Raw genomic sequence first — 24,571 nt, 5'->3', positions numbered from 1 at the left:
GCCCGCACCTCCGGCCGAGACCGCGATCTAGCGCCGGAACTGCTCGGGGTCGATCCGGTATCGCTTCAGCCAGCGCTGGATCTGCATCCGGGCCTTGCCCATGGCGCGCGCCACCGCGGTGACGTTCCCCCGGTGCTCGACGAGCAGCGCCACGAGCTCCGCCCGGCGCGCGTCGCCCTCTTCACCCGCGTCGCCCTCTCCCTGCGCGTCGCTCTCGCCTTCGCCCTCCCCCTCGTCCCCGCTGTCGCCGCCGTCGCGGCCTGCCGCGCGCGCGACCTCGTCGGGCAGGTGCCGGGGCTCGATCGCGCCGCCCTGCGCCAGCACGGCCGCGGTCGTCACGCACTGCGCCAGCTCGCGCACGTTGGCGGGCCACCGGTACATCAGCATCGCGCGCGCCGCGTCCGGGTGGATCTGCATGCCCGCCGCGCGCTCCGGCGCCGCGCGCCCAAGGAGCTCCCCGAGGATCAGGCCCAGGTCCTCGCGGCGGGCGCGGAGCGGCGGCAGCTCGATGACGTACCCCGAGAGCCGCGCGAGCAGGTCGGCGCGGAACTCGCCCAGCGCAGCGAGGCGCTGGAGGGGGCGGTGCGTCGCCGCGAGCACGCGCAGGTCCACGCGGACGGGTCGCGTCGCGCCCACGGGGCGCACCTCCTGCTCCTGCAGCACGCGCAGCAGGGCGGCCTGCGCGGCCGCGGGCAGGTCGCCGATCTCGTCGAGGAAGAGCGTCCCGCGGTCGGCGCTGCGCACGAGCCCCGGGCGGTCCTCCGTGGCGCCGGAGAACGCGCCCTTCCGGTGCCCGAACAGCTCCCCCTCGACGAGCTCGCGGGGCAGCGCGCCGCAGTTGACGGCCACGAGATCGCCCGCCCGCCCCGACAGCGCGTGGATCGCGCGCGCCATCACCTCCTTGCCCGTGCCGGTCTCCCCCTGGAGCAGGACCGGGATCGCGGAGCGCGCCACGACCGCGAGCTGCTCGAACGCGTCGAGCAGGGCAGGCAGGAGCGAGGCGAGGCCGGGCGCCGGCGCCGCATCGGGCGCGCCCTCGAGGAGCGCCGGAGCGCCGGGCGGGTGCGGCAGGGCGTCGCGAAAGACGAAGAAGGTGCGGCCGAGCTCGATGAGGTCGCCGTCTTCGAGCTGCGCGTGCTGGAGCGGGGCCCCGTTGACGAGGCTGCCGTTCTTCGAACCGCTGTCCTCGACCACCCAGCGGCCGAGGAGCCGGACGATGCGCGCGTGCCTCGAGGAGAGCCACGGATCGTCGAGGCGGAGGTCGAGCCGCCGGATCGAGCCGTTCCGCGTGGGCTCGATTTTCCGGGCCGCGCCGCGCCCGATCGTCACCTCGTCCACCTCGTGGAGCGCGATGCGCGCCGGCGGCGCGAGCGGCCGGTGGCTCTCCAGGACGAGGAACAGGAACGGGCTGCTGCGCCCTCCGGCCGGGGCCCCCGGCCCCCTGCTCACGGAGAGGGTGCTGCTCTCGAGCCCGCCTGACACGGATCCTGGGTACAGAGCCCGACCGGCGCGGTCAATGCTCGCGCGCGACCCGCGCGGCGCGGATCAAGGCCCGGGGGGCGAGAGCTGCGCGAACGCGTCCTGACAGCGGATCAGGTCGCCGGCGAGATCGCACGGGTGGTTGAGGAACACGGTGATCACGTGGTTCCAGGGCGTCCGTCCCGCAGCGGCGGCGCAGCCGAAATAGCTCCCGTTGCGCTCTCCCTTGCAGACCCGGGCGAGATCGGGCCGGGGCGGCGCCGCGGGGCTGGAGAGGCAGGCGCCGGGCGGGTTCCCGAAGCAGTCGGCGTCCCTGCCGGCGCACAGCCTGTCGGTGAAGTGCGCCATCGGACGGGACCAGACGTTGCTGTAACAAGCGTGCTGGCCGTACGAGAGCATCTCCCCCTTCGGAGCCGGGTTCACGGCCCCGAAGAGGTTTCCGTAGAACGCGCCTTCCCGGAACGTGAACACCTTGTCCTCGGGCGCGGGGTAGATCGCCGCCGCCCCGGCGGCGATCACGTCCGCCGCCGCGGGGGGAGCCTCCGCGGGATGGGGCGAGGCCACCATCACCGCGAACGACGACGGGCCGGGGACGCCCGCATCAGGACAGGTGAAGCCCAGCTCGGGGGTGGTCCCAGAGCGCCCATCCACGCTCAGGACGCCCTCGGCGACGAGGCCCGAGTACCACGGACGCGGCGCCATCGTCCGATGATCGCAGCCGTGGATGCCGTTGCACACGCGCACCATGAAGTAGCGAGTGGATGCGCTGGCGGGGCCGCCCGGCTTCAGCACGACCCGCGCCTTGGGCGTGCACGTGCCGACGTGGCGCCCGGCCCAGCCGCAGTCGCGAGCGGGATCCCCGGCGGTGGCGCCTGCGGCGCAGGGGGCATTGAGGCTCTTGATGGGCGGGTCGCCCGCGTCGCGGTACTCCGTCTCCACGGGCACGACCGGCAGGAGCGGAAAGAGCGCGCTGTCCTCGTCGCTGCGCGTGGAGAGGCGGACCTTCCTCCCGAGGGCGTTCGTGCGCGCGAGGACGCACGCCGACACGACCTCCTGGCACGCCGCGCTCGGCGGGCGCTCGAACCAGTCCCCGTGAGGCGAGGCGGTCCCGCAGAGGCCGAGCTCGCCCTCCCACGCCGAGACGCGCCGGCCTGGATCGAGCGCGCAGGAGACGACGTACTTGAGCAGCGATCTCGCGTTGGCGTTCAACTGGGGAGACGCGAGGTCGTCCGCCAGCGAAGGGTCGCCGAGGGCGCTGGAGCGGAGCAGGTCGAGGAGGGGTCGGTCCTCCAGGAGCGCGCCGGCGGCGAGCGCCTGGGCCGGCAGGCTGTTCCGGGGCATGAGCGCTTCGAGCGCCTCGGAGACGAGCTCGGGCGGCGCGTCGCCGCCGGTCCAGTCGGCGCCGGGATCCCAGGAGGCGCAGCCGGCCACGCCCGCGGCGGCGCACAGCGAAGATAGCCAGACGATGCTCATGCGCGACGTGCAGGTGTTCATTGCGACATCCATTTCATCGGCTTTGTCGGCTCGACGGTGAGCGCGCCGGAGAAGACGCCAGAACAACCCCGGTCACGGCAGGGCAATTCGCAACTGCCGTGCCACCTGCCCCGCCCGGGGCCCTCGAGCGCCGAGCCCTGGAGAGCGGCCTCGGAGCTTCGTCTCTCGCGCCGCTGCGGCGTTTCCAGGGAACAGCGCCAGCGCGAGCCTCCGACAGTCCTGTTGCACCTGTTGCGCTGCCTGTTGCACCCGCTCTGTGGCGCCCTCACCCCCGGGCTACCAGATCGAGCTCAGACGACGTTTCGGCCCGACCTGGTTCCCCCGGTCCGAAGCTCAACCACCCCGCGCCGGCCCGCGCTCGATCGCCCGCCTGGCGACCGCGGCCCCAGGGTGAGCCCGTCGCGCGCGGCGCTCGATCGGGCTGCGGCTCACGCTAACCTCCGGGCCGAGCACCCCAGCTCCGATCCGAGCCATGCGCCCCTGTCTCCTGGTTCTCGCGCGCCACGGCCGCACCGCCGGTAACCGCGGCGGCCCCGCGACGCCGATGAGCGGATGGACCGACACGCCGCTCGACGCGCGAGGGCGTGAGGAGGCCGAGGCGCTGCGCCGCCGCCTCGCCGGAGGCCCGGCGTTCGACGCCGTGTACGCCAGCCCGCTGAGCCGCGCGCTCGAGACGGCGCGGATCGCGGCCGGCGCGTGGGGCCCGGTCCGCCCCCACGACGGGCTGCGCGAGATCTGCTGCGGCGACGTGGACGGCCTCCCGATCGAGGAGGTCAAGGCGCGTCACGCCCCGCTCTGGGAGGCGCACCTGCGCCAGGATGACGACGATTTCCGCTGGCCAGGCGGGGAGAGCTACCGCGAGCTCCGCGCGCGCTGCCTCGCGGCGATCCGGACGATCGCCGCGGCGCACCCGGGGCAGCGCGTGCTCGTGGTCACGCACGCGGGCGTCATCGGCCAGATCCTCGGGGCGCTGCACGGCGTCCCGCCCGCGCGCTGGGAGCCGTTCCGCCCGGGCAACGCCAGCCTCACGTCGCTCTCGTGGCAGGGCGAGCGCGGCGTCCTCTTGCGCTTCGACGACCGCGAGCACCTCAGCTCCAGCACGCGTCGGCCCGGCGGATGACGCGCAGCCAATCCGCCGCGTTCCGCGCAGCGGCCGCGTGCGCGCCGGGTTCGCTCGCGCGGCAGGCCATCGCGAGGTGGTGCCCGAGCGCGCCCGCGAGCGCGTTGGACGCGGCCGCGAACCAGTAGACGTCGCGCAGCGGCCGGGTCAGCGCGGGGGCGAGCCCGCGCGCCGAGAGGTAGCCTGCGAGCAACGTATCGTGGCGGCGCCGCGCCTCCGGCTCCCAGTACCCGAGGGCCTGGAGCCACGAGCTCACGTCCTCCAGCGGCGAGCCGATCCGCGCGCGCGCCCAGTCGAGAAGCACCGGCTCCACGACGCCGTCGCGCCGGCGGACCATGACGTTGCCTGGGTGCACATCGCCGTGGATCACCGCGCGGCCGAGCGGCTGGAACGCGAGGAGCTGCCGGCGCATCGCGGGCAGCGCCGAGACGACCCGCCGCAAGGCGGGCAGCGTCCGGGCGAGCGCCGGGACCTCGCTGCGGGGAAGGCGCTCGGCCAGCGAGAGGGTATCCCGCGCCATGGCCAGGTTCTCGGCCTCGTAGTCCCACGCCGGCAGCGCGGCGCCCTGCGCCGTCTCCTCGTGGAGGCGCGCCAGCCGCTCGAGCACCCGGGCCGTGTGCCCGCTGTCGGCCCAGGGCCAGGCGTGCGCCGGCTCGATCCGCTCGAGGCAGAGCAGCCAGCGCCCGCGCCCGAGCCGTTCCGCGCCGAGCAGCTCGGGCGAGAAGCGCCGCCCGACGGACCTCGATAGCCGCCGGTAGACGGCCGCCTCGCGCGCGGCCGTGCCGTGCACGAGCTTGGCCACGAGCGTGACCTGGCGAGCCCCCGCGCAGCCGCGCAGCCGCGCCGTGACGAGCGCGACCTCCGAGCAGAGCCCGCCGGGGAGCGGGCGTATCTCGATGGCCGAATCGCAGACAGCATCGCCGTGGCGGGCGACCAGAAAGGCCGTCACCGCGGCGCGATCCAGGGCATCTCGCGTCATCCGTCGCCTCCCGGCGCCACGATGCGCCGAGGCCAGCTCACGATCCACCCTGCGCCTCGGATCCGATCCATGCGCCCGGCCGCGCCGGAGCGACGTACCCGGCCGCGCCGGAGCGACGCACCCGGCGCGGCGAGCCCGTTCGCGCTGGATCCGGCCGCCTGAACGAGTATTCTCCCGTGCGGGTGTCGCGGCGGTGGAGCGCCGCGACAGGTCTTCATGGGACGGTCGGGCCGCCTTCCCCCCTCGCGCGACGTCGCTCGCGCCTCGGTGGTCCATTGCGTCGATCCCCCTCTCAGGAGCTTGCCCCCGGAACCTGGGCCCCTGCGCGCCGCATCGCCGAGCGCGTCCTCGGCCCGATCGAGCGCTTCTTGCACGTCGAGGCCGCCAGCGGGATCGTCCTGCTGATCGCGTCCGCCGTCGCCCTCGCTTGGGCGAACTCGCCGTGGGGCGACGCCTACGAGCACCTCTGGCACGTCCCGATCACGCTCAGCGCCGGCTCGCTGGCGTTCACGCAGCCCCTCCACTTCTGGATCAACGAAGGGCTGATGACGATCTTCTTCTTCGTCGTCGGCCTGGAGATCCGGCGGGAGATCCACGAGGGCGAGCTCTCGGACGTCAAGCGCGCGGCGCTGCCGGTCGCCGCGGCCGTGGGCGGCATGATCGCGCCCGCGCTCGTCTATCTGTCGCTCAACGCTTCGCCGGCCACGCGGCACGGCTGGGGCGTCCCCACGGCGACCGACATCGCCTTCGCGGTGGGCGTCCTGGCCTTGCTCGGCAAGCGCGTGCCCCCTGCCCTGCGCGTGCTCCTGCTCGCGCTCGCGATCATCGACGACATCGGCGCCATCATCGTCATCGCGCTGTTCTACTCGTCGGGCGTCGCGTGGGGCGGCCTGCTCGTCGCGGGCGGCGGGGTGCTCGCGGTGCTGCTGCTCCAGCGCTTCGGCGTCCGCTCGCCCGCCGCGTACGTGGCCCCAGGCGCCGTCGTCTGGTGGGGCATGCTCCGCGCCGGCGTCCACCCCACGATCGCCGGCGTCGTCATCGGGCTGCTGACGCCGGTGCGCTCCTGGTTCGGCAGCCACGGGTTCGTCGCCGCGGCGCGCGACGCGGTGGACAGGGTCGCCGCGCTCACCGAGCGCGACGGCCACCGCGCGGACGAGCTGCTCAAGCCCCTCGGGCGGATCCGGCAGGCCCAGCGCGAGGCGCTGCCGCCCGTGGTCTCGCTCCAGGCGGCGCTCCACCCGTGGGTCGCCTACGGCATCATGCCGCTGTTCGCCCTGGCCAACGCCGGCGTCCGCGTCGACGGCTCCTCGCTCGGCCACGCGGCCTCGGGGACGATCCTGCTCGGGGTCACGCTCGGCCTGGTCGTCGGCAAGCCGCTCGGGGTCTTCCTCGCGAGCTTCGCGATGATCCGGCTCGGCGTCTGCGCCCTGCCGCGCGGCGTCGGCTGGCGCGGGATCGCGGTCGTGGGCTGCGTCGCGGGCATCGGCTTCACGATGGCGATCTTCATCGCGGGCCTCGCGTTCGGCGACTCTGCGATGCTCGCCGCGGCGAAGCTCGGCATCCTGCTCGCCTCGACCGTGGCGGCCGTGGTGGGCCTCCTCGTCGGCAGGCTCGCGCTGTCCGGGGCGCCGGCGCCCGGCGCGGCGCTGACGCTCGAGGAAGCCGAGACGTCGACGGAGCAGTGACCAGCCCTGCGGCGCCCTCCGGACGAGCCGACGGGCCCTGTCCGGCGGGCGGCGGTTCAGCGGCCCCTCGGGAACGGGCGCGCCGCGCTTCACCAGCGCGCCGCGGCCTGCTCCGCCGCCTGTCTGGCCTGCGCGACCGCCGGCGCGGCGATGCCGCGAAACCGCTCGACCACCGCCGCGGGCGCGGACTCGGGCGTCCCCGCCTGGAACGGCGGGTCGGGGGCGTACTCGATGGCGAGCTGCGCCAGCTGCGCGGCCTCCTCGCCCTGCAGCTTGGCGTCGATCCGGAGGCCGAAATCGATGCCTGACGTCACGCCGCCTCCCGTGATGCGGTTGCGATCCTCGACATACCGCGCGTCGACGGGCTCGGCCCCCAGGAGGGGCAGCATCTCGCGAAAGGCCCAGTGCGTGGTCGCGCGGTAGCCGCGGAGCAGCCCTGCCGCGCCGAGCACGAGCGACCCCGTGCAAACGCTCGTCACGTAGCTCGCCTGCTCCGCGCGCGCCGCGAGGAAATCGAGGACCTCACCGTCCTTCATCACGGCGATCGTGCCCTCGACGCCGCCTGGAACGAAGAGGAGCTCGAGCTCCTCGGGGCACGTGTCGAAGGTCGCCGTGGGAAGGAGGGTGATCCCCGCATCTGTCGTCACGGGGTCGAGCGTCTTCCACACGAGGTGTACCTTCGCATCCCTGAACGTATTGAACACGGTCTGAGGACCGATGAGGTCAAGCGCGGTGAAGCCCGGGTAAATCAGCATGGCGAACTGCTTCATCGGCGAGCTCTCTCCTCCAGGTGCCGTGGGCGCTTGCCCGGGACCGGCGTCGTCTTGCGCGCACCCGCCGAGCGTTTGCAGGGTGGCGAGCGCGGCGCCCGCAGCGGCGAGATCCAAGATTTGTCGGCGTCTCATGCGGCCTGTGTACGCGCTGCGATACGGCGCGACCATGCGACACGTTGTCCTGCGGCGCGATGTCGCATGAACGTGAACCCGCGGGGGGAGCAGGCGCGCTCGGTAGCCCCCGCGCGTGCTGGGCGTCGACCAGGGCGTCGCGCGGAGCGGCGCTGCGTGCCGAACGCACCTCGAGTCCGGCGAGGGTTCGGATTGCGCCTGGCATGATAGCCATCCATCGACGGACCGCGTCGTCTCGTGGAGACCCACGTTCACCTCCGCTTGACGCTCCGCGCGTCCCCTATCCATACTTGTGGCGACAAGCAGCCATACGAGACCGTCCTGGCTCTCCGGCACGAGCGGGTGTCGCGGGCCTACGGAGTTCGAACAGGGCGCTTCGCTCACGCGACCGCGACGACCACAACGGACTGACCGTCGGCGGCAGATGATCGGTGGGATGCGCTGACCGAGCAGCGCAGGCGCATGGCGTCCTTGCCTTTCGTGATCGCGCGGGCGCGCCGCCGCCGAGCCCGAGCAGCGCGCCGTGCTGCGCGCATTCCACAGCACAACGGAGGCATGGCGATGGAGGAGCGTCAGAGACAGCACGGCGGCACCGCGGAGCCGCCCGCCGGGCAAAGGGTCGCCCCCGCACCGGAGCCCATCTCACAGAGGACTGGACCGGAGGCTCGCGCGCGCAGAGGCGGGCCGGCGGAGCGAAGGAGCGAGCGGGCGCTCCTGTCGCCGTCCGAGGCGTGCGCGCCGCCGCCGTGCCCGACCCCCGAAGAGACGCGGATCCCGCGACGGCTGAACCTGGTCTTCGAGGCGGCTGGCGCCCTGGGCATCGCGGAGGTCGGGGCCGTCGCCGCGCTCTCGGAGGCGCTCGTCAACGAGGAGAAATACAAGGACACGTACATTTCCTATCTTGCAGGGACGTCCGCTGGCGCCATCGTCGCCGCCCTCCTGGGCGCCGGTTATACGCACACAGAGATCACGGATCTGTTCAGCATCGACACCGCAAAGCTCACGAGAACTTCCGGGCTCGCTCGCTTGCCGATCGTGGGCATGTACGCCGGCATGGCCTGGGGGCTCCTTACCCGGCTCGGATTCTTCCGGAGCGACACTTTCCTGCAGCTGCTCCGGGACGCACTGCGAGCCAGAGGCGTCAGGACCTTCGGCGACCTGATCATGCCCGGATGTGAGAGGGAGAGAGATCCAGCGCGCAGGTACAGGGTCCACGTCGTCGCCTCCGACATCACACGCGGGCGCATGCTGGTGTTGCCCGATGACGTCAACGCCGAGCTGTACGGGGTCGAGCCGGACGACATGGACGTCGCTCAGGCCGTGCTGATGAGCTCGAGCATGCCCCTCTGGTCCCCCCCGGTCCGGGTCACGGGCGCGAACGGGGTCGAGAGCTACATCGTGGACGGCGCGCTGACCAGCGGCTTTCCCATTCACCTGTTCGACGTCGTAGCGCCGGAGACGGAGGACACGTTGACCCTCGGAGTACGGGTGAGCTCCGAGCGGTATCACGCGGTGAAATTCCCCTCGTTCTACCACCTGGCCAGAGCCGCGATATCCACGGCGTTCATGGCTCGCGACGTGAGCGAGATCGCGAAGCGAGTGGACAAGCTGAAGTGGGCGAGGACAATCCAGATCAACACAGGCACTGCCGCGCCCTTCGAAAACCTGTCACCGCTGAGGAGGGAGAGCCTGTACAACGCCGGTTACCTCACCATGAAGCGAGCCGTTGACGGGAACGTCCTGGAGCGACGCGTCCCGGTCCGGGCTGCCGCAGCAGGGAGCGCGGGGCAGAGCGCATCGGGACCGACGCAGACATGATCACCACGTGGCCCGGGGAGAGACCCATGGACGAGCAGCACATGGAGAAGGAAGAGCCGCGCGCGGTCGCATGCACGACAGGGCCCGAGCGGAGCGAGCGGGATCTCTTGTCCCGTCACGAGCCGTGCGAGCCCGACGAGCCGGCGGAGGACACCGTTGAAGAGCAGTATCCTCCCAAGCGGTTGAACCTGGTCCTCGAAGGTGGCGGCCTCCGAGGGGTCGCGCTCGTCGGCGCGGTCGCTGCGCTCGCAGAGGCGCTCACCCAGAAGTACAAGGACACGTATATCTCGTACCTGGCAGGGACCTCGGCAGGCGCGCTCGTGGCCACCTTCCTGGGAGCCGGCTATACGCCCGCGGAGATCGCCAGCATCATCGGTGGCCCTGAGTTCGCGAAAGTCGCGGATCCAGCCGGGCCGAGCTTCATCCCGGTCGTGGGCAGGCCCATCGCGATGGCCTGGGGGGCCATCACGCAGCTCGGGATGCTCAAGGGCGACGCCCTCCTCTCGCTCTTCCGGGAGAAGCTCGACCAGAAGGGCATCAGGACCTTCCGCGACCTCATCATGCCCGGCTGCGAGAACGAACGAAACCCGGCCCGCAAGTACCGGGTCCACCTCATCGCCTCCGACATCACGAGGGGCCGCATGCTCGTCCTCCCCGACGACATCAGCGCCAAGCTCTACGGGGTCGAGCCCGACGATCTGGAGGTGGCCCTCGCCATGCGGATGAGCATGAGCTTCCCCTTCGTGTTCAGGCCGGTCCAGCTCACGGGGCGCGACAAGGTGACGAGCTACATCGTCGATGGCGGGCTCTTGAGCAACTTCCCCGTACACCTGTTCGACACCGGCGCGCCGGCGCCGGAGGAGACGCTCACGCTCGGCATTCGCGTCCTCCAGGCTCGGTATCACTCGATTCACACTCCTTTCATCGCTGCCCGTGCGCTCTGGGCCCTCGGCTCCACGGTGCAGGAGGCGCGCGATGTCGGCGATACAGCAAAGCTGGTCGACAAGCTGAAGTGGGCGAGGGTGATCGAAGTCAACTCGGAAGCGGCGCCGATCTTCAAAATCAGCACGAATCCGCTCGCGCTGTCGCCTGTCGAGAGAGAGCTCCTCTACAATGGGGGTTACTACGTCATGAAGCGAGCCCTCGGCGCCGACTTCCTGGAGCGCGGGCGCGCGGTGCACGCTGCCGCAGCCAGGGCCGAACGCGGAGCGCGAGGAACGCCGGGGGCGGCGGTGGTCCGTCCGCGGCACGGCGCGGGAGGGACCGAGGAGCCAGGAGGCCGATGAGCCTGCGGAACACCGCCCGTCCCCCCGCCGCACGACCGACCGCCCCCGGGGCTCACTCCTTCGATAGATAGGCGATCATGAAGCACATCTCCTGATTCGTCCCTTCCCCCCAGGGCACGTCCTGCGGCGGGAGGGAGAACTGCCCCTCGCTGTCCACCGTGTTGTCCCATGTGCACTCGGTGACGAAGCGATCGCCAGACCCCCAGCGAATCGGCTCGTCGAACATGTAGAGCGCCTGGTGGTGGAACTCGAACTCGCCGCGCGCGGCGCACTCGCTCGCCCCGCCGTCGCGCTCGATCCAGGCCCGGTAGGAGCGGCCGAGCACGTGCATGTGCGGCATGACGCCGTACACGAGCAGCGGCGGGCCCTCGTTCGGCGCGGCGCTCCGCTCGATGTGCGACTCGGCGCCCGCGGGGATCGTGAAGGGGACCGGGCCGAACACATCCATGTAGACCTCGGCGCGAGGCGCCTCGCGCGAGAGCTCCAGGCGGTAGCCGGACCGGTCGCGCGCGTCCGAGTTCCTGCGCCCGAAATAGTGCATCTGCATCACGAGCTGCTCGCCGAGCTCGACGCGGACCCCGGCGCCCTCCGGCAGCCGCGTCACCCCGACGCCGGGCGCCCAGCTGTGGAGCAGCTGCCAGTCGAGCTCGATGACCGGATCGCGGCACGGGAATGCGCGCGTCCCCGGCGGGACGCCGTAGCCGATGCCCGCGTCGCCGCCGAGATCCCGGTACACGGCCATGTGGTGCACCACGGCCGGATTGCCGACCTCCGCCTCGAACGCCGTGATCCAGGCCGGCTCGGAGAAGGGGTTGTCGACGATCGTGCAGAAGTACTCGTTGCCGTCGTCGTCGAGGGAGACGTCGTGGTCCTCGGGCATCTCGAGCGTGGCGTCGGGCACCTCGATGGTGTCCGCCCGGCCCCGCGGCGGCGGCGCATCGACCGGATCGCCGAGCGGAGCGCCGCCGCGCGCCCACGCATCGAAGAGGAGGCGCTCCTCCTGGCTGAGGCTCATCCTCTCCGCGCCTTCGTAGCTGCGGCAGCTCGGGTCCAGCACCGGCGGCGGCATGTCCCCCGCGCTCACCCGCAGCGACATGAGCGCGGCCAGCCGCTGCGCCGTCGCCGCGTCCGTCAGCGCCACCCCGCCGACGCCCGCGCCGTCGTGGCAGGAGGCGCACGAGCGCTCCACGAGCGGCTGGATGTCCCGGAACCACGTCACCTCCGGCCCCGGCGACGCGGGCGCCTCCCCGTCGCCCCCACACCCCGTCGCCCCCACCGCCCCGAGCACGAACACCACAACGCTCCGCGCCGTGCGCACAGCTTCGCCCCTCGTCATCCCACGCCTCCTGTCGTCGGCCGGCTCAGGAGCCGCATCTCCGCGAGAGCTCCTATCAATCGACCGTTTGAAACAGTTGTTTAATAGCCAGTCGGCGATGTGTCAAGGACCGAGCTCGACGACCGCGGCGTCGACGTGAGGACGGAGCGGCGCGTGTCGGCGCGCGGGCGGATGCCGGCACACATCCAGGACGGGGGGCCGCGCCGCGCGCGCTCGGCTAGGATTGCCGCCATGCGCAACCCCCGCCCTCTCCTGCCGCTGGCGACGGCCCTGGTCCTCGGATCCTTGCAAGGTGCCGGCTGCTCCGGCGAGTCGCCCGCCGACGCGGGCGCGACCGCCGGCGGGTCGTCGGGCCCCGAGGGGTCGCGCTGCGAGCCTTCGGGCGGCGGGCCGCACTGGCTCCTCGAGGGCGAGACCGTGACGTTCCCCGTGACGTGCGCGACCGGCCTCGCGCTCCCCGACGGCGCGATCGAGGTCGGCCCGCTCCCCGACGGCGCCACCTACGACGCGGTCGCGCGCGAGGTGACGTTCTCACCCGGGCTCGACCAGGCCGCCGTCTACGAGATCGAGATCCGCGTCGCGCAGACGTCCGAGGTCGGGCGCGTCAAGATCGGCGTCGCCGACGACTGGGCCGATCCGGCGAACATGCCTGTCGTCGATCCGGCCCGCTATCCCGAGGAGTACGGCCTTCCGGTGCTCTTCCTCTCGCCGACCCCCGAGGCGAAGGAATACGCGCCGGCCACGGTCGTCTACCGCGGCCACACGTACGCCGCCGAGGCGGAGCTCCGCGGCGAGAGCTCGCTCTCGTATCCGAAGAACAGCTTCACGCTCAAGTTCCCCAAGGAAGACAAGTTCAACGAGCCCGACGAGGCCGGCGGGTTCACCGATCGCCGCAAGGTCGTGCTCGTCAGCACGTTCGACGACAACTCCTATGTCCGGCAGCGCCTTGCGTACGACCTCTGGAACCGCCTCGATCCGGAGCACATCCAGATCAAGACGTACAGCGCGGTTGTGTACCTCGAGGGGCAGTACGTGGGGCTCTACACCGTCGCCGATCACGTCGACGGCTACCTGATGGAGGACCACGGGTATTCGCAGGACGGCAACCTCTACAAGGCGGTCAGCCACGCCGCGAACTTCGCGCTGACCGCGCGCGACGAGCCGAAGGAGACGCTGCACGACGGCTTCGAGAAGAAAGAAGGGACGCCGGAGGAAGGTGAGCCTGAGGCGTTCGCGGACCTGGAGGACCTCGTGAGCTTCGTCGCCACGTCCGAAAAGGACACGTTCGCCGCCGAGATCGGGTCGCGGATCGATCTGCGCGATTACGAGGACTGGTGGATCTTCGCCACGTTCATCATGGCCGACGACTCGGCCGGAAAGAACAGCTACCACTACCACGATCCGGCCGGAGGCGGCGTCTTCCGCTACGCGCCGTGGGACTTCAACGCGAGCTTCGGCCAGACGTGGGAGACGGAGCGCCAGCCGGCCTCGGATCGCGTCGAGTACTTCAACGTGAACCTCCTCTTCCAGCGCCTCCTGGAGGAGCCCTCGATCGGCGATCCGCTGCGCGCCCGGTACGGAGAGGTCCTGCGCGGCGCGCTCGACGACGCCGAGATCCAGGCGATCGTGGACGGCTACGTGGCGCGCATCGACGCGAGCGCGCGCCGGGACGAGGCGCGGTGGGGCGAGGCGTACCGGAGCTACGAGGGCTGGAGCTGGCGCGACGACTTCACGACGTACGAGGAGGAGATCGCTTACCTGAAGGCGTGGATCTCGGAGCGGTGGCAGCACCAGGACGCGCTCTACTGAGCGCCGGCGGCGCGCCTCGGCCCTGGCTGCGAACGACGGGTGGCTGAGCCGCGAACCACGTTACCCGGAGCGCGCCCGGCGATCACGGCGCGCGCTCGCCCCGGCGCCCCGTGGAGCCGATGCACGCACACGGCGGAAGCACACTCCCGCCCCGGATGCATATTTCTCTCTTCGTCCGCATCATGCGAGAGTGCGCGCGCATGCCTTCCACAGCGCCCTCTGCGATGCGCCTCGCTGTTTCGGAAGCGCTGCTGCTCGCGGTCGCGATGACCGCCAGCGCAGCGCGCGCGCAGCCCGCCGACGCGCCGCCGCCCGAGCCTCCGCCCGAGGGAGACGTGGGCGGGGCCTCCGTCCCTCGCGGCGGGGCCGGCGCGGTCGTCGTCCCCCAGCCGGGCACGGCCCAGCCGGCGCCGCCCACCGCCATCACCCCGCCGAAGCTGATCACGTACGCCCCGCCGGCGTATCCGGTCGAAGCCCAGCAGGCCGGCGTCGAGGGGAGCGTCATCCTCAAGCTCGACATCGACAAGACCGGGCGCGTCACCAAGGCCGAGGTCCAGACGCCGGGCGGGCATGGCTTCGACGAGGCCGCGCTCGCCGCCGCGCCCGGCCTCGTGTTCGAGCCGGCGCGGCGCCCGGACGGCACGCCGGCGCCGGCGCGCATCCTCTACCGGTACGCGTTCACGCTCACCCCCAAGCCCGCCGACACGGCGGCGCCGGCCCCGCCCGCCGACGTCGAGACCGTCGTCGGGACCGTCCTGTCGGCGAGCACCGGCGAGGGGCTCCCGGACATCTCGGTCAGCCTCCTCCGGCCCGACGGCGGCCGCGAGGACGTGAAGACCGACCAGCGCGGCAAGTTCCGCTTCAAGAACCTCCCCCCCGGCAAGTACCGCGTCGAGGTCACCGCCGCGGGGTTCGAGCCGTTCACGGCCGAGGAGGACATCACGGAGGGCGAGGCGATCGACGTGCGCTACCGCATCTCGCTCGCGAAGCCCAAGGACGGCCAGGCGCAGGGGATCGAGGTGACCGTGCAGGGCGAGCGCCCGCCGCGCGAGGTGACCCGGAGGACGCTCGAGCGCCGCGAGATCGACCGCATCCCCGGGACCGGGGGCGACGCGCTGCGCTCGCTGCAGAGCCTGCCCGGCGTCGCGCGCAGCGGGTTCGGGCTGCTCATCGTGCGCGGGTCCGCGCCGCAGGACACGCTCACGTTCATCGATCGCACCCCGGTGCCGATCATCTACCACTTCGGCGGCCTCTCCTCGGTCGTGCCGACCGAGATGCTCGAGAAGATCGACTTCTACCCGGGCAATTTCAGCGCCGTGTACGGCCGCGCCATGGGCGGCATCGTCGACGTCGGGCTCCGCTCGCCGAAGCAGGACGGCAAGTACCACGGCGTCGTCCAGCTCGATCTGATCGATGGGCGCGTGCTTCTCGAGGGGCCCGTCCCGTACCTCAAGGACTGGAAGTTCATCGCGGCGGGCCGGCGGAGCTGGGTCGACGCGTGGCTCGGGCCCGTGCTCAAGGAGGCGGGCTCCAGCGTGACGCAGGCGCCCGTCTACTACGACTACCAGTTCGTCCTCGAGGGCCGCCCCTCCGCCAGCGAGCGCGTGCGCGCGAGCTTCTACGGTTCAGACGACGCCTTCAAGATCACCCTGGACAAGCCGCCGGAGGACGAGCCGGCGCTGACGGGCGACTTCGGGCTGCACACCGCCTTCCAGCGCTTCCAGCTCAGCTACGAGAACCGCCTGGGGAACCGGGACAGGATCCTCTGGTCGCTGGCCCTCGGCAGGGACGTCTTCGATTTCGGGGTCGCTCCCCTCGCCTTCAACATCACCACGGCCTCGCTCGACCTGCGGCTGGAGTACTCGCACCGGTTCGCCAGGTTCCTCACGATGAACGTCGGGACCGACCTCTCGAGCGGCGTCGCGACGGTCAACCTCCACGCGCCGACGAGGCTGCCTGCAGGCCACCCGTCGAACCAGCCGTTCTCGACGCTCCCCGCGCAGGACCAGTCGTTCGACGGCCCGTACTCCCGGCCGGCCGCCTACGCCGAGTTCGAGGTGGTCCCCTCGCCGCGCGCGCGGATCGTCCCCGGGGTGCGCGTCGACTACGCGCTCGACACGCACACGCTCGACGTGAGCCCGCGGATCAACGCGCGCTACGACATCCGGAGCGGCTTCCCGCGGACGACGGCGAAGGGCGGCGTGGGCCTCTACTACCAGGCGCCCCAGTTCCAGGAGAGCGTCGAGCCGTTCGGAACGCCGGATATCAAGTCGAACCGATCCATCCATTACGGCCTCGGGGTGGAGCAGGAGATCACGCCGCAGATCGACGTGACGTTGGATGGGTTCTACAAGCAGCTCGATCGGCAGGTCGTCTTCTCGGCCGAGAAGGACGGATATGCCAACGACGGCACCGGGTACGCGGTGGGCGGCGAGGTGCTCTTGAAGTACAAGCCGGACGATCGCTTCTTCGGCTGGGCGGCCTACACCCTCTCGCGGTCGGTGCGCACGGACGGCCCCGGCGAGGAGGAGCACCCCACGCCGTGGGACCAGACGCACGTGCTGACCGTGCTCGGGAATATGCAGCTCGGCCGGGGCTGGGAGGTCGGCGCGCGCTTCCGCCTCGTGTCGGGCAACCTGCAGACACCCTATGTCTGCGATCCGGAGCAGAAGGGGTGTGATCCGAACCGGGTGAACGCGATCTACCATGCTTCCTCGGGCAAGTACTCGCCCTTCCCGCTCGGGGGCGACTACAGCGAGAGGATGCCGCTGTTCCATCAGCTCGACGTCCGCGTCGACAAGACGTGGCGATTCAAGAGGTGGCAGCTCGGGCTCTACCTGGACGTGCAGAACGTCTACAACTACCAGGCTGCGGAGGGCATCAGCTACAACTTCAACTACACGAAGCGGGAGTACGTGACGGGGCTCCCCTTCCTGCCCACGCTCGGGCTGCGAGGAGACTTCTGATGAAACGGACCCGACTGCCCGCTCGCCGCGCGCTGCTCGCCGCGCTCTCGACCCTGGCCCTCGGCATCCCCTGCTGCGCAGGGAGCGACCTGGCTCCGTCGTCCGAGGTGGAGGCGCTCCGCGTCCTGACCGTGACGGCGGACAAGCCGTACGCGGCGCCGGGCGAGCGCGTGACCTTTCAGATGACGTACGCCGACGCGCTGGGCGACGCCGACGGCAATCCGCGCAAGGTCGAGGTCGCGTGGATCGGGGGCTGCGTGAACCCGCCTGTCGGGGTGGATGAGCATCTCGGGTGCCTCCCGCAGTGGCTGGGCACCTACATCGCGGGGATGAGCCCGCAGCAGCCGGGAGGAGCAGGCGGCGGCACCAACGACGGCGGCGGCACCAACGACGGCGGCGGCGGTGGCGGCGGCATCGGTGACGGCGGCGACGGTGGTGGTGGCGGCACCAACGACGGCGGCAGCGGCGGCGACGGTGGTGGCGGCGGCACCAACGACGGCGGCAGCGGCGGTATCGGTGGTGGCGGCGGCAACGGCGGCCAGGAGGAGCCGACCTCTCTCTTCGAGCGGCAGGAGATCGACCCGGAGCTGAGCGGCAAGCCCAACGCGGTCTCGTTCACGTGGGCGCTGCCCGACGACATCCTCAGGCGCAAGGACGCAGGGCGCACCGCGGCCGGCACGAGGTACTCGTCGGCCTACGTGCTGTTCGCCTTGTGCGCCGGCAAGACGCGGCCGTCCCCGGCGCTGTCCGCAGCGCTGGCGGCGGTGCTGTCAGGCGCCGAGCCGTCCGCGGCGCTGCTGGACGACCTGTCGGTTCCACTGGAGTGCGTCGACGAGGACGGGAAGGTGCTCGGTCCGGACAGCTTCGTCGTGGGCTACACGCAGGTGTATGTCTTCCAGGACCAGCGACCCAACACGAACCCGCCCCTCGACGGCTTCACGCTGAAGCTGGACGACAAGGAGGTCGCGCTCGGCGAGAGCGGCCTCCCCCTCGTGGAGCCGTGCGTCCGGCCTGAAGCGAAGGCCCAGGGATGCAGCCCGGCAGAGCCGGACGCCGACGACTGCACGAGCTACGACATCGACGTGATCGTGCCGCCGGGCGCCGCCGACGAGGACGTGGAGGCCACGGGGCTCGGCGGACCGCCGGCGCGCGAGGCGATCTGGGTCGACTACTACACGGACGGGGGCGAGTTCGACGGGGCGCGGCGCCTCGTGAGCGACGCGGTGACGGGCCCCGGCGAGCGCCACGGGACCACCTGGACGCCGCCCTCGAAGCCGGGGCGCGTGTCGCTGTGGGCGGTCGTCCACGACGGCCGGGGCGGCTCGAGCGTGAAGCAGATGGAAGTCGAGGTGAAGGAGAAGAAGTAGCCATGCCGCCGCTCGATCTGCACGTCGCCCTGTTCGGCGCCTCCGGCGCAGGCAAGACGGTCCTCCTGGCGGCCTTCTACCGGGCGCAGACGCAGCCCTCGTTTCAGCAGGAGCACGCGTACAAGATCCAGGCGGTCAACAAGGCGCAGGGCAACCAGCTCCTCGGGCGCTTCTACCGCCTCGAAGAGGGCCGGTTCCCGGACGGCAGCACGCGCTTCGACGCGTACGAGTTCGATTTCTTCCCGAGGGACCTGCCGGACGCGGCGGTCCGCATCCACTGGTACGACTACCCCGGGCGCTGGTGGGAGGACGAGCCGATCGACGCGGAAGAGCGGGAGGCGATGCGCCAGGGCCTGCTCAAGCTCGGCATGAGCCACGTCGGGATCCTCCTTGCGGACGGCGCGAAGTACCGCAGCGAGGGGACCGGCTACATCCGGTGGCTCTTCGAGCACTTCGCCGACGAGTGCGACCGGCTGCGCCGGACCAGCGCCGCCGCGGGCGACGAGGTGAGCTTCCCGCGCGAGTGGATCCTCGCCCTCAGCAAGGCCGACCTGTTCCCGCCGGAGTACAGCGCGAGCGACTTCGAGCGCGAGGTCTGCCGCGACGCCGACGATCAGCTCGCGAAGCTCTGCGCCGTGCTCCGCGCCGAGAGCGCGTTCGGCCACCGCTTCATGCTGCTCTCGTCGGTCGACGCGCCGGTCGACGCCGACGCGCAGGTCGACCCGGGCACCTCGCTCGGCGTGCGCACGCTCGCCCCCGCGATCCTGGTGAGCACCGTCGAGGGCGCGGTCCGCGAGGCGCAGGCCACGAGGAAGGAGAGGTCGGCCGGAGAGACGTTCTTCCAGGGCCTGCGCGATCTGGTGACGTTCGTCGACTCCCTCGACGACTTCCTCCCGAAGCGATACCAGATCGTGAGCAAGATCCTGCGGTTCGTCTCGATCAAGGACTTCGCGACCACGCGGCTCGACAGGCTCCAGAAGACCCGCGAGGGCGCGATCCGGAGGGGCGACGCGTTCACGGCGGTCCTGACAGCGATGGCCGCGGCCCTGCGCAACGACGAGGGAGCGCGGGCCTACCACCAGAACCAGTAGGACAGCCATGCTCGCGCCCGCGCCAGCGTCCGTCGTCGAGACCTCGCGCCTCCTCTGGAGGACGCGCGGCGAGCACTGGGACTACGAGTTCATCTGCGTGCCCGAGATCCCGGCGCTCCCCGCCTGGCTCACGACGCTCGAGGCCATGATCGGCGACGCCGACGCGAGCGCAGGAGAGCTCCGTTATGGCCTGCTCGAGATCGACGAGCCCGGGCCGAGAGGCTCTCCCGTGTTTCCCTACGTGGCGACGCGGTTCCTCGATCCGGCGCGGAAGGACTGGACCGGAAGGCGGGTCCAGCACTTCGCCGTGTGGTTCCCGCCGATCCCGGAGGAGGCGATCGAGGGGCTACCCGGGGCGATCCCCGCCGACTGGCACCTTCGCGTGCTCGCCGGCCTCGCTGGGACGTACGGCTCCGGCGAGGTGTTCGGGCTGCCCGAGGCGGCGATCCGCGCGTCGAGGCGGGGTGATCGGGAGAGCCGGGCGGCGCGCGCGATGGCGATCGTGAAGCGCACGCCCCCGGTGGCGCTGCTCGAGGGCGAAGCCGCGCCGGCGCGGTGGAGGCGGTTGCCCACGCTAAAAAAAAAGCGCCTGGATCCTCCGGGCGCGGTGAGCCTGCAGGTGGCGGGAGCAGGCGATAACGGCAAGCGCCCGGGACTCGGCTGCTTCGCGGCCTGTCTGCTGGTCATCGTCGCCGTCGGTCGACTGATGATCGGATGGGTGGGGGGTTGAGGCTGAGGTATCCCTCAGGTTCTCCGGAAAATTCAATCGCTCATCGCGCACCTGCGCGGCTGTCCGCCAGCGCGCATGGCATGGTAGGAGCGGCTGCGGTGACACGCAAGCCATCCCTGGACGTCGCCACTCACGCCGGATGTCGGATGATCGTGGCTCGCCCCGCCGGCGCCTACTATGCTCGCCCCGATCGCCGCGCCAAAGGCGGCGCGCCATCAACGCATGACGGAGATCCGCAGTGAATGACCATCCCGCATTGACACCTGGCCGTGCCGCCGTCGTGACCGGCGCCGCCAGCGGCATCGGCCTCGCGGCCGCCGAGCGCTTCGCGCGCATGGGCCTGAAGGTCTGTCTCGCCGACCTGGACGGACCGGCGCTGCACGAGGCCGCCGGGCGCGTCGCCGCCGCCGCGCCCGGCGGCGAGGCCGACGTGCGCGCGGTGCCGACCGACGTCGCCAGGCTCGAGGACGTGCAGCGGTTGAAGCAGGTCGCCTACGACGCGTTCGGCGAGGTGGCGGTCCTGATGAACAACGCCGGAGTCGGCGGCGGCGGCAAGCCGTGGAAGGACGTCGACCGCTGGCGGCGGCTCATCGAGGTCAATCTGTGGGGCGTGATCCACGGCGTGCAGGCGTTCACCGAGACGATGATCGCGCAGGGCACCCCCTGCGCCATCGTGAACACGGGCTCGAAGCAGGGCATCACCACCCCGCCCGGCGACGCTGCCTACAACGTCTCGAAGGCCGGCGTGAAGGTGCTGACAGAGCAGCTCGCCCACGAGCTGCGCAACGTGGCGGGCTGCAAGATCACCGCCCATCTGCTGATCCCGGGCTACACATTCACCGGGATGACCGCGAGAGGCCCGGAGAAGCCCGCGGAGGCCTGGACCGCGGATCAGGTGGTCGATCGGATGATCGACGGCATGGCCCGCGGCGACTTCTATCTGCTCTGTCCCGACAACGCGGTGACGCGCGAGATGGACGAGCGCCGCGTGCAGTGGGCGGCGGACGACCTGATCCGGAACCGACCTGCGCTGTCGCGCTGGCATCCAGAGTACGCCGAAGCGTTCGCCGCGTTCATGGCGGGCGCGGCGAAGCCCTGACGGGGCAGGCTGCCCGGAGCGCGCGCCGCGCGCAGGTCGGGCGGGCTCGGCCCCGGGCAGCATAAAGATCCGTCGCTGTAACAGGAGAACTGCACAGGTTGTTTTCAGCCGCCCGAATTGAATGTTTCACTTCGTGTGATGGTCGGGCCCCTCACAACACGACACGGCAGAGATCCTGGCGTGTCGCGCGGCTCCTCATGTTGATGCAGATCGTGCGACGAGGTCCTCGACGAACGGTCGCCCGCGGCCCAGTCTACCCGCCAGCTGTATGGTCTCGCTCCCTGCCCGCCCGCTTCAGACCCACTGGTGCAACGAGGGCACGGTAAAGATCTGGTGTCCTGCGCCGGCGCTGATGGTCACGTGTGTCACCGGGGTGCTGGTGGAGGCGGGCGCAGCGGCGATCGAGGAGGTGATGTTGCGGCGGGTCGCCGAGGAGGGCCGAGTGCTGGTCTTCAACGACTGGGAGGCGATGACCGATTACGAGCACGTGACGCGCACGCGGCTGACCGAGGCGACGGTTTCCGTCCTCCATGCGATCGAGGGAGGTCACTTTCTGCTCCAATCCAGGGTGGTCATCTTTGGGGTTCAGATCGCGAATACCGCCATCCGGAAACTGACGGTCCATCCGTCCCGTGCGGTGTTCGAGCGCGCGCTGGAGGACGCGCTCCGCCAGCGCGCGCCGGAGGGCACGGGGTAGTGCTCGGGTCGGCCGGCACGGCTGGCGGGAAGCTACGATCCGGATGGATGCTTGTCTGTCAGCGTCCACGCGCTCCAGTGGGCGTAACGCGCGGAGGCGTGCACGCGCCGCCACCCGCGGTCGGCGAGCGCCTGCGCCAGCACCTCGCGGAGCCAAGCGTGGGTGACCGCGAGCACACTGCCGCGCTGGGCCGCGAGCTCGACCAACCACTCGGCCGCCTCGCCCGCCCGGCGCTGCACTGCAGCGGGCGGCGCCTCGCCGCGGAGCGCCCCGTAGGCCTTCCTGAGCCCGATCGCGAGCGCCCAGACCGCGAGCGGCGCCCGCGCGTCGCCGAACGGCGGCGCCGGCTGTTCCACCTCGCGCAGGAGCGCCGACGTGGCGATCTCGGCGCCGGGGACGAGCAGCTCGGCCGAGGCGCGGGCGCGCGGTAGATCGCTCGCGACCACCGCGCCCGCCTGCGTCGCCAGGCGGCGGAGCGCGGGCGGCGGGAGCTCCCCGGGCGCCAGGCCCGCGGCGTCGTAGGCGTCGCGCCAGCGCTGGAACCCGGCTGCGTCGATCCAGCCGGTGTGGACGTGCCCCGAGCGGCCGTGGCGGACCAGGATGATGCGCGCGCTCAACGTCGGCCGCTCCGTCGGCGCTCTCCCCGACGTTGCGGCAAGGATGGAGCGATGATCTCCGAGAGAAAATCGACGAACACGCGGACCTTCGGCAAGAGGTGCCGATTCTTCGGATACAGGGCGTGAATCGGCCAGGTCGTCGTCGGGAATTCATCGAGCACGGTCACGAGCGTCCCAGCGGCCAGCGCGTCCTTCGCGAGGAAGTCGAACATCGCGATGATCCCGCTCCCGGCGATCGCGAGGTGCCTCAGGACATCCACGTCGTTCGCGTGGAACGGCCCGGAGATGGGCACCTCGAGCACGGCGTCGCCGTCTCCGGTCAGGAAGTGGAACCCTGTGGGCCGCCCGTCGCGCAGGTACCCCACGCAATCGTGGTGCGCGAGATCGGCCGGCGTCGCGGGCGCGCCGCGCCGCGCGATGTACGAGGGCGCCGCGCAGTGGACGATGCGGCTCGCGCCGAGCCGGCGGGCGACGAGGCTCGAGTCGCCGAGCTGGCCGATGCGCACGAGCAGGTCGAGCCCCTCGGCCACGGGGTCGACGTGCTGATCGCGCAGCGTCAGGTTGACCCGGACGTCGGGGTAGCGCGCCGCGAAGCGCGGCAGACCCGGCGCGATCACGCCCCGTCCGAGCGCCACCGGCGCGTCGACGCGCAGGAGCCCCACGGGCTTCTTGCTCGCGCGCGCGATCGCCTCGGTCGCCTCCCCGAGCTCCTCGACGATGCGGACGCAGCGCGCGTAGAAGGCCTGCCCGTCGTCCGTCAGGCGGAGCGAGCGCGTCGTGCGCGCCAGCAGCGCCACGCCGAGCTCCTGCTCGAGGCGCATCACGCGCCGGCTCACCGCGGACGGCGTGACGCCGAGCCGGCGCGCGGCGCGCGAGAAGCTCCCGGTCTCGACGGTGGCGACGAGCAGCTCGATCGCGGCGAGCGAGATCATGATCTGTGCTGAAATAGCACAGGTGACGTTCCCTCGCGCGGACTACTGCGCCCGGAGGAACGGATCTACGGATGGGGTGTCCACGGAGGACAGGAGGACACGCCATGAAGACTGTCATCATTCGGAAGAACGCTTCGGAGTCGGACGCGTGGACGCTCGCCGAGCGCCCCGCGCCCAAGCCCGGTCCGGGGCAGGTGCTCGTGCGCGTCCGCGCCGCGTCGATCAACTACCGTGACCTCATGGTCGTGCGCGGCCGGTACGGCGGGGAGCGCAAGGAGGACCTCGTCCCGCTGGGCGACGCGGCGGGCGAGGTGGTCGCGATCGGCGCCGGGGTGCGGCGCTGGAAGGAGGGCGATCGCGTGATCTCGACGTTCTTCCCGACGTGGGCTTCGGGGCCGTTCCGCGGGGAGTACCGTGCCACGGCGCTCGGTGCGGGCGGGAACGACGGGGTGCTCGCGGAGCTGGTGGTGTTCGGGGAGGACGCGATCGTCCGCGCGCCGGCGCACCTCGGGTTCAACGAGGCGTCGACGCTGACGTGCGCCGGGGTGACCGCGTGGACGGCGCTGTTCGAGTCGGGGCCGCGGCCGGCGCCCGGGGCGACGGTGCTCGTCCAGGGGACCGGCGGGGTGTCGCTGTTCGCGGCGCAGCTCGCGCGCGCGGCGGGGCTGCGGGTGATCGCCACGTCGTCCAGCGCGGCGAAGATCGAGCGGCTGCGCGCGCTCGGCGTGACCGAGGCGATCGACTACCGGAAGCAGCCGGAGTGGCACGAGGAGGTGCTGCGGCTGACGGGCGGCGAAGGGGTGGACCGGGTGATCGAGGTGGGCGGCGCGGGGACGCTGCCGCAATCGCTGCAGGCGGTGAAGACGGGCGGGATCGTGAGCTTGATCGGGCTGCTGAGCGGGGTTGGGAGCCAGATCGATCCGATGCCGATCCTGTTCCGCGCGATCCGCGTCGAGGGGGCGGTGGTCGGGTCGAGGCAGTCGACCGTGGAGCTCGTGGCGGCGCTCGAGCTGCACGGGATCCGGCCGGTGGTCGATGAGGTCTTTCCGATCGAGCGGGCGAACGAGGCGCTCGCGAAGCTCGCGGCGGGGAAGCACTTCGGGAAGGTGGTGATCGGGCTCGACTGAGCGAAGCGGCGGCGTTCCCCGCGAGAGCGGTTGG

19 protein-coding genes are annotated in these 24,571 nt (G+C 71.7%); 12 read left to right on the top strand and 7 right to left on the bottom strand.

Features of this window, described 5'->3' with window-relative positions; translation table 11 throughout:
- Nucleotides 1–27: 27 nt before the first annotated feature.
- Nucleotides 28–1,482 (bottom strand): sigma 54-interacting transcriptional regulator, encoded by a 1,455-nt coding sequence (locus tag WMF14_RS18690; RefSeq protein WP_437802693.1) that lies wholly within the window; start codon nucleotides 1,480–1,482, stop codon nucleotides 28–30.
- Nucleotides 1,483–1,545: 63 nt separating this feature from the next.
- The gene (locus WMF14_RS18685) at nucleotides 1,546–2,973 is read right to left on the bottom strand and encodes a hypothetical protein (RefSeq protein ID WP_437802691.1); all 1,428 of its coding nucleotides are present in this window, start codon (nucleotides 2,971–2,973) and stop codon (nucleotides 1,546–1,548) included.
- 472 nt (nucleotides 2,974–3,445) lie between these two features.
- On the opposite strand from WMF14_RS18685, the gene WMF14_RS18680 reads away from it, so the two are divergent.
- Nucleotides 3,446–4,093, top strand: coding sequence for a histidine phosphatase family protein (locus WMF14_RS18680; RefSeq protein WP_437802689.1), 648 nt, complete (start codon nucleotides 3,446–3,448; stop codon nucleotides 4,091–4,093).
- Here the strand turns inward: WMF14_RS18680 and WMF14_RS18675 are convergent.
- Nucleotides 4,062–5,072: a phosphotransferase family protein gene (locus tag WMF14_RS18675; protein ID WP_437802687.1), complete on the bottom strand. Its 1,011-nt coding sequence runs from the start codon at nucleotides 5,070–5,072 to the stop codon at nucleotides 4,062–4,064. The genes WMF14_RS18680 and WMF14_RS18675 overlap by 32 nt on opposite strands.
- 275 nt (nucleotides 5,073–5,347) lie before the next feature.
- Here WMF14_RS18675 and nhaA point away from each other — a divergent pair, with 275 nt between their 5' ends.
- Nucleotides 5,348–6,757, top strand: a complete 1,410-nt coding sequence (gene nhaA, locus WMF14_RS18670; RefSeq protein WP_437802685.1) for a Na+/H+ antiporter NhaA — start codon at nucleotides 5,348–5,350, stop codon at nucleotides 6,755–6,757.
- Between the two features lie 89 nt (nucleotides 6,758–6,846).
- Here nhaA and WMF14_RS18665 read toward each other — a convergent pair whose 3' ends face one another.
- Nucleotides 6,847–7,527 carry a DJ-1/PfpI family protein gene (locus WMF14_RS18665; protein WP_437802683.1) on the bottom strand — a complete coding sequence of 227 codons (681 nt, stop codon included), beginning with the start codon at nucleotides 7,525–7,527 and terminating at the stop codon, nucleotides 6,847–6,849.
- A gap of 696 nt (nucleotides 7,528–8,223) precedes the next feature.
- On the opposite strand from WMF14_RS18665, the gene WMF14_RS18660 reads away from it, so the two are divergent.
- Entirely contained in the window at nucleotides 8,224–9,480 is a 1,257-nt protein-coding gene (locus tag WMF14_RS18660; RefSeq protein ID WP_437802681.1) for a patatin-like phospholipase family protein, read from the top strand.
- Between the two features lie 26 nt (nucleotides 9,481–9,506).
- Nucleotides 9,507–10,766, top strand: a complete 1,260-nt coding sequence (locus tag WMF14_RS18655; protein ID WP_437802679.1) for a patatin-like phospholipase family protein — start codon at nucleotides 9,507–9,509, stop codon at nucleotides 10,764–10,766.
- A gap of 52 nt (nucleotides 10,767–10,818) precedes the next feature.
- On the opposite strand, the gene WMF14_RS18650 is transcribed toward WMF14_RS18655, so the two are convergent.
- Entirely contained in the window at nucleotides 10,819–12,102 is a 1,284-nt protein-coding gene (locus tag WMF14_RS18650) for a hypothetical protein (protein ID WP_437802677.1), read from the bottom strand.
- Between the two features lie 231 nt (nucleotides 12,103–12,333).
- On the opposite strand from WMF14_RS18650, the gene WMF14_RS18645 reads away from it, so the two are divergent.
- The 7 genes from WMF14_RS18645 (at nucleotide 12,334) to WMF14_RS18615 (ending at nucleotide 21,861) form a co-directional block, all read left to right on the top strand.
- Nucleotides 12,334–13,911 carry a CotH kinase family protein gene (locus WMF14_RS18645; RefSeq protein ID WP_437802675.1) on the top strand — a complete coding sequence of 526 codons (1,578 nt, stop codon included), beginning with the start codon at nucleotides 12,334–12,336 and terminating at the stop codon, nucleotides 13,909–13,911.
- 224 nt (nucleotides 13,912–14,135) lie between these two features.
- Entirely contained in the window at nucleotides 14,136–16,877 is a 2,742-nt protein-coding gene (locus tag WMF14_RS18640; RefSeq protein ID WP_437802673.1) for a TonB-dependent receptor domain-containing protein, read from the top strand.
- Nucleotides 16,877–18,244: a hypothetical protein gene (locus tag WMF14_RS18635; protein ID WP_437802671.1), complete on the top strand. Its 1,368-nt coding sequence runs from the start codon at nucleotides 16,877–16,879 to the stop codon at nucleotides 18,242–18,244. The genes WMF14_RS18640 and WMF14_RS18635 overlap by 1 nt, the downstream gene beginning before the upstream one ends.
- Nucleotides 18,245–18,246: 2 nt before the next feature.
- Entirely contained in the window at nucleotides 18,247–19,335 is a 1,089-nt protein-coding gene (locus tag WMF14_RS18630) for a TRAFAC clade GTPase domain-containing protein (protein ID WP_437802670.1), read from the top strand.
- 7 nt (nucleotides 19,336–19,342) lie between these two features.
- Nucleotides 19,343–20,065 (top strand): hypothetical protein, encoded by a 723-nt coding sequence (locus WMF14_RS18625; protein WP_437802668.1) that lies wholly within the window; start codon nucleotides 19,343–19,345, stop codon nucleotides 20,063–20,065.
- A 238-nt stretch (nucleotides 20,066–20,303) separates the two neighbouring features.
- Complete coding sequence (locus WMF14_RS18620) at nucleotides 20,304–21,164, top strand: SDR family NAD(P)-dependent oxidoreductase (protein ID WP_437802666.1); 861 nt, start codon at nucleotides 20,304–20,306, stop codon at nucleotides 21,162–21,164.
- A 373-nt stretch (nucleotides 21,165–21,537) separates the two neighbouring features.
- On the top strand, nucleotides 21,538–21,861 hold the full coding sequence (locus WMF14_RS18615) for a hypothetical protein (RefSeq protein WP_437802664.1): 324 nt from the start codon (nucleotides 21,538–21,540) through the stop codon (nucleotides 21,859–21,861).
- 32 nt (nucleotides 21,862–21,893) lie between these two features.
- On the opposite strand, the gene WMF14_RS18610 is transcribed toward WMF14_RS18615, so the two are convergent.
- Both WMF14_RS18610 and WMF14_RS18605 read right to left on the bottom strand, forming a co-directional pair.
- The gene (locus WMF14_RS18610; protein ID WP_437802662.1) at nucleotides 21,894–22,478 is read right to left on the bottom strand and encodes a histidine phosphatase family protein; all 585 of its coding nucleotides are present in this window, start codon (nucleotides 22,476–22,478) and stop codon (nucleotides 21,894–21,896) included.
- Nucleotides 22,475–23,410, bottom strand: a complete 936-nt coding sequence (locus tag WMF14_RS18605) for a LysR family transcriptional regulator (protein WP_437802660.1) — start codon at nucleotides 23,408–23,410, stop codon at nucleotides 22,475–22,477. The genes WMF14_RS18610 and WMF14_RS18605 overlap by 4 nt, the downstream gene beginning before the upstream one ends.
- A gap of 104 nt (nucleotides 23,411–23,514) precedes the next feature.
- On the opposite strand from WMF14_RS18605, the gene WMF14_RS18600 reads away from it, so the two are divergent.
- Nucleotides 23,515–24,537 (top strand): zinc-dependent alcohol dehydrogenase family protein, encoded by a 1,023-nt coding sequence (locus WMF14_RS18600; protein WP_437802658.1) that lies wholly within the window; start codon nucleotides 23,515–23,517, stop codon nucleotides 24,535–24,537.
- Nucleotides 24,538–24,571: the final 34 nt, after the last annotated feature.

It is taken from the genome of Sorangium sp. So ce693, assembly GCF_051521375.1.
Classification (GTDB): Bacteria; Myxococcota_A; Polyangia; order Polyangiales; family Polyangiaceae; genus Sorangium; species Sorangium atrum.
Note: the sequence above shows the minus strand (reverse complement) of the source record. Positions and strands in the feature narration are given on the sequence as shown.

What these genes read in the sequence shown, in the direction of transcription:
- WMF14_RS18685 (WP_437802691.1), bottom strand. Translation starts at nt 2,973, where the DNA reads ATGAACACCTGCACGTCGCGCATGAGCATCGTCTGGCTATCTTCGCTG.
- WMF14_RS18680 (WP_437802689.1), top strand. Translation starts at nt 3,446, where the DNA reads ATGCGCCCCTGTCTCCTGGTTCTCGCGCGCCACGGCCGCACCGCCGGT.
- WMF14_RS18675 (WP_437802687.1), bottom strand. Translation starts at nt 5,072, where the DNA reads ATGACGCGAGATGCCCTGGATCGCGCCGCGGTGACGGCCTTTCTGGTC.
- WMF14_RS18665 (WP_437802683.1), bottom strand. Translation starts at nt 7,527, where the DNA reads ATGAAGCAGTTCGCCATGCTGATTTACCCGGGCTTCACCGCGCTTGAC.
- WMF14_RS18660 (WP_437802681.1), top strand. Translation starts at nt 8,224, where the DNA reads ATGGAGGAGCGTCAGAGACAGCACGGCGGCACCGCGGAGCCGCCCGCC.
- WMF14_RS18655 (WP_437802679.1), top strand. Translation starts at nt 9,507, where the DNA reads ATGGACGAGCAGCACATGGAGAAGGAAGAGCCGCGCGCGGTCGCATGC.
- WMF14_RS18650 (WP_437802677.1), bottom strand. Translation starts at nt 12,102, where the DNA reads ATGACGAGGGGCGAAGCTGTGCGCACGGCGCGGAGCGTTGTGGTGTTC.
- WMF14_RS18645 (WP_437802675.1), top strand. Translation starts at nt 12,334, where the DNA reads ATGCGCAACCCCCGCCCTCTCCTGCCGCTGGCGACGGCCCTGGTCCTC.
- WMF14_RS18640 (WP_437802673.1), top strand. Translation starts at nt 14,136, where the DNA reads ATGCGCCTCGCTGTTTCGGAAGCGCTGCTGCTCGCGGTCGCGATGACC.
- WMF14_RS18635 (WP_437802671.1), top strand. Translation starts at nt 16,877, where the DNA reads ATGAAACGGACCCGACTGCCCGCTCGCCGCGCGCTGCTCGCCGCGCTC.
- WMF14_RS18630 (WP_437802670.1), top strand. Translation starts at nt 18,247, where the DNA reads ATGCCGCCGCTCGATCTGCACGTCGCCCTGTTCGGCGCCTCCGGCGCA.
- WMF14_RS18625 (WP_437802668.1), top strand. Translation starts at nt 19,343, where the DNA reads ATGCTCGCGCCCGCGCCAGCGTCCGTCGTCGAGACCTCGCGCCTCCTC.
- WMF14_RS18605 (WP_437802660.1), bottom strand. Translation starts at nt 23,410, where the DNA reads ATGATCTCGCTCGCCGCGATCGAGCTGCTCGTCGCCACCGTCGAGACC.
- WMF14_RS18600 (WP_437802658.1), top strand. Translation starts at nt 23,515, where the DNA reads ATGAAGACTGTCATCATTCGGAAGAACGCTTCGGAGTCGGACGCGTGG.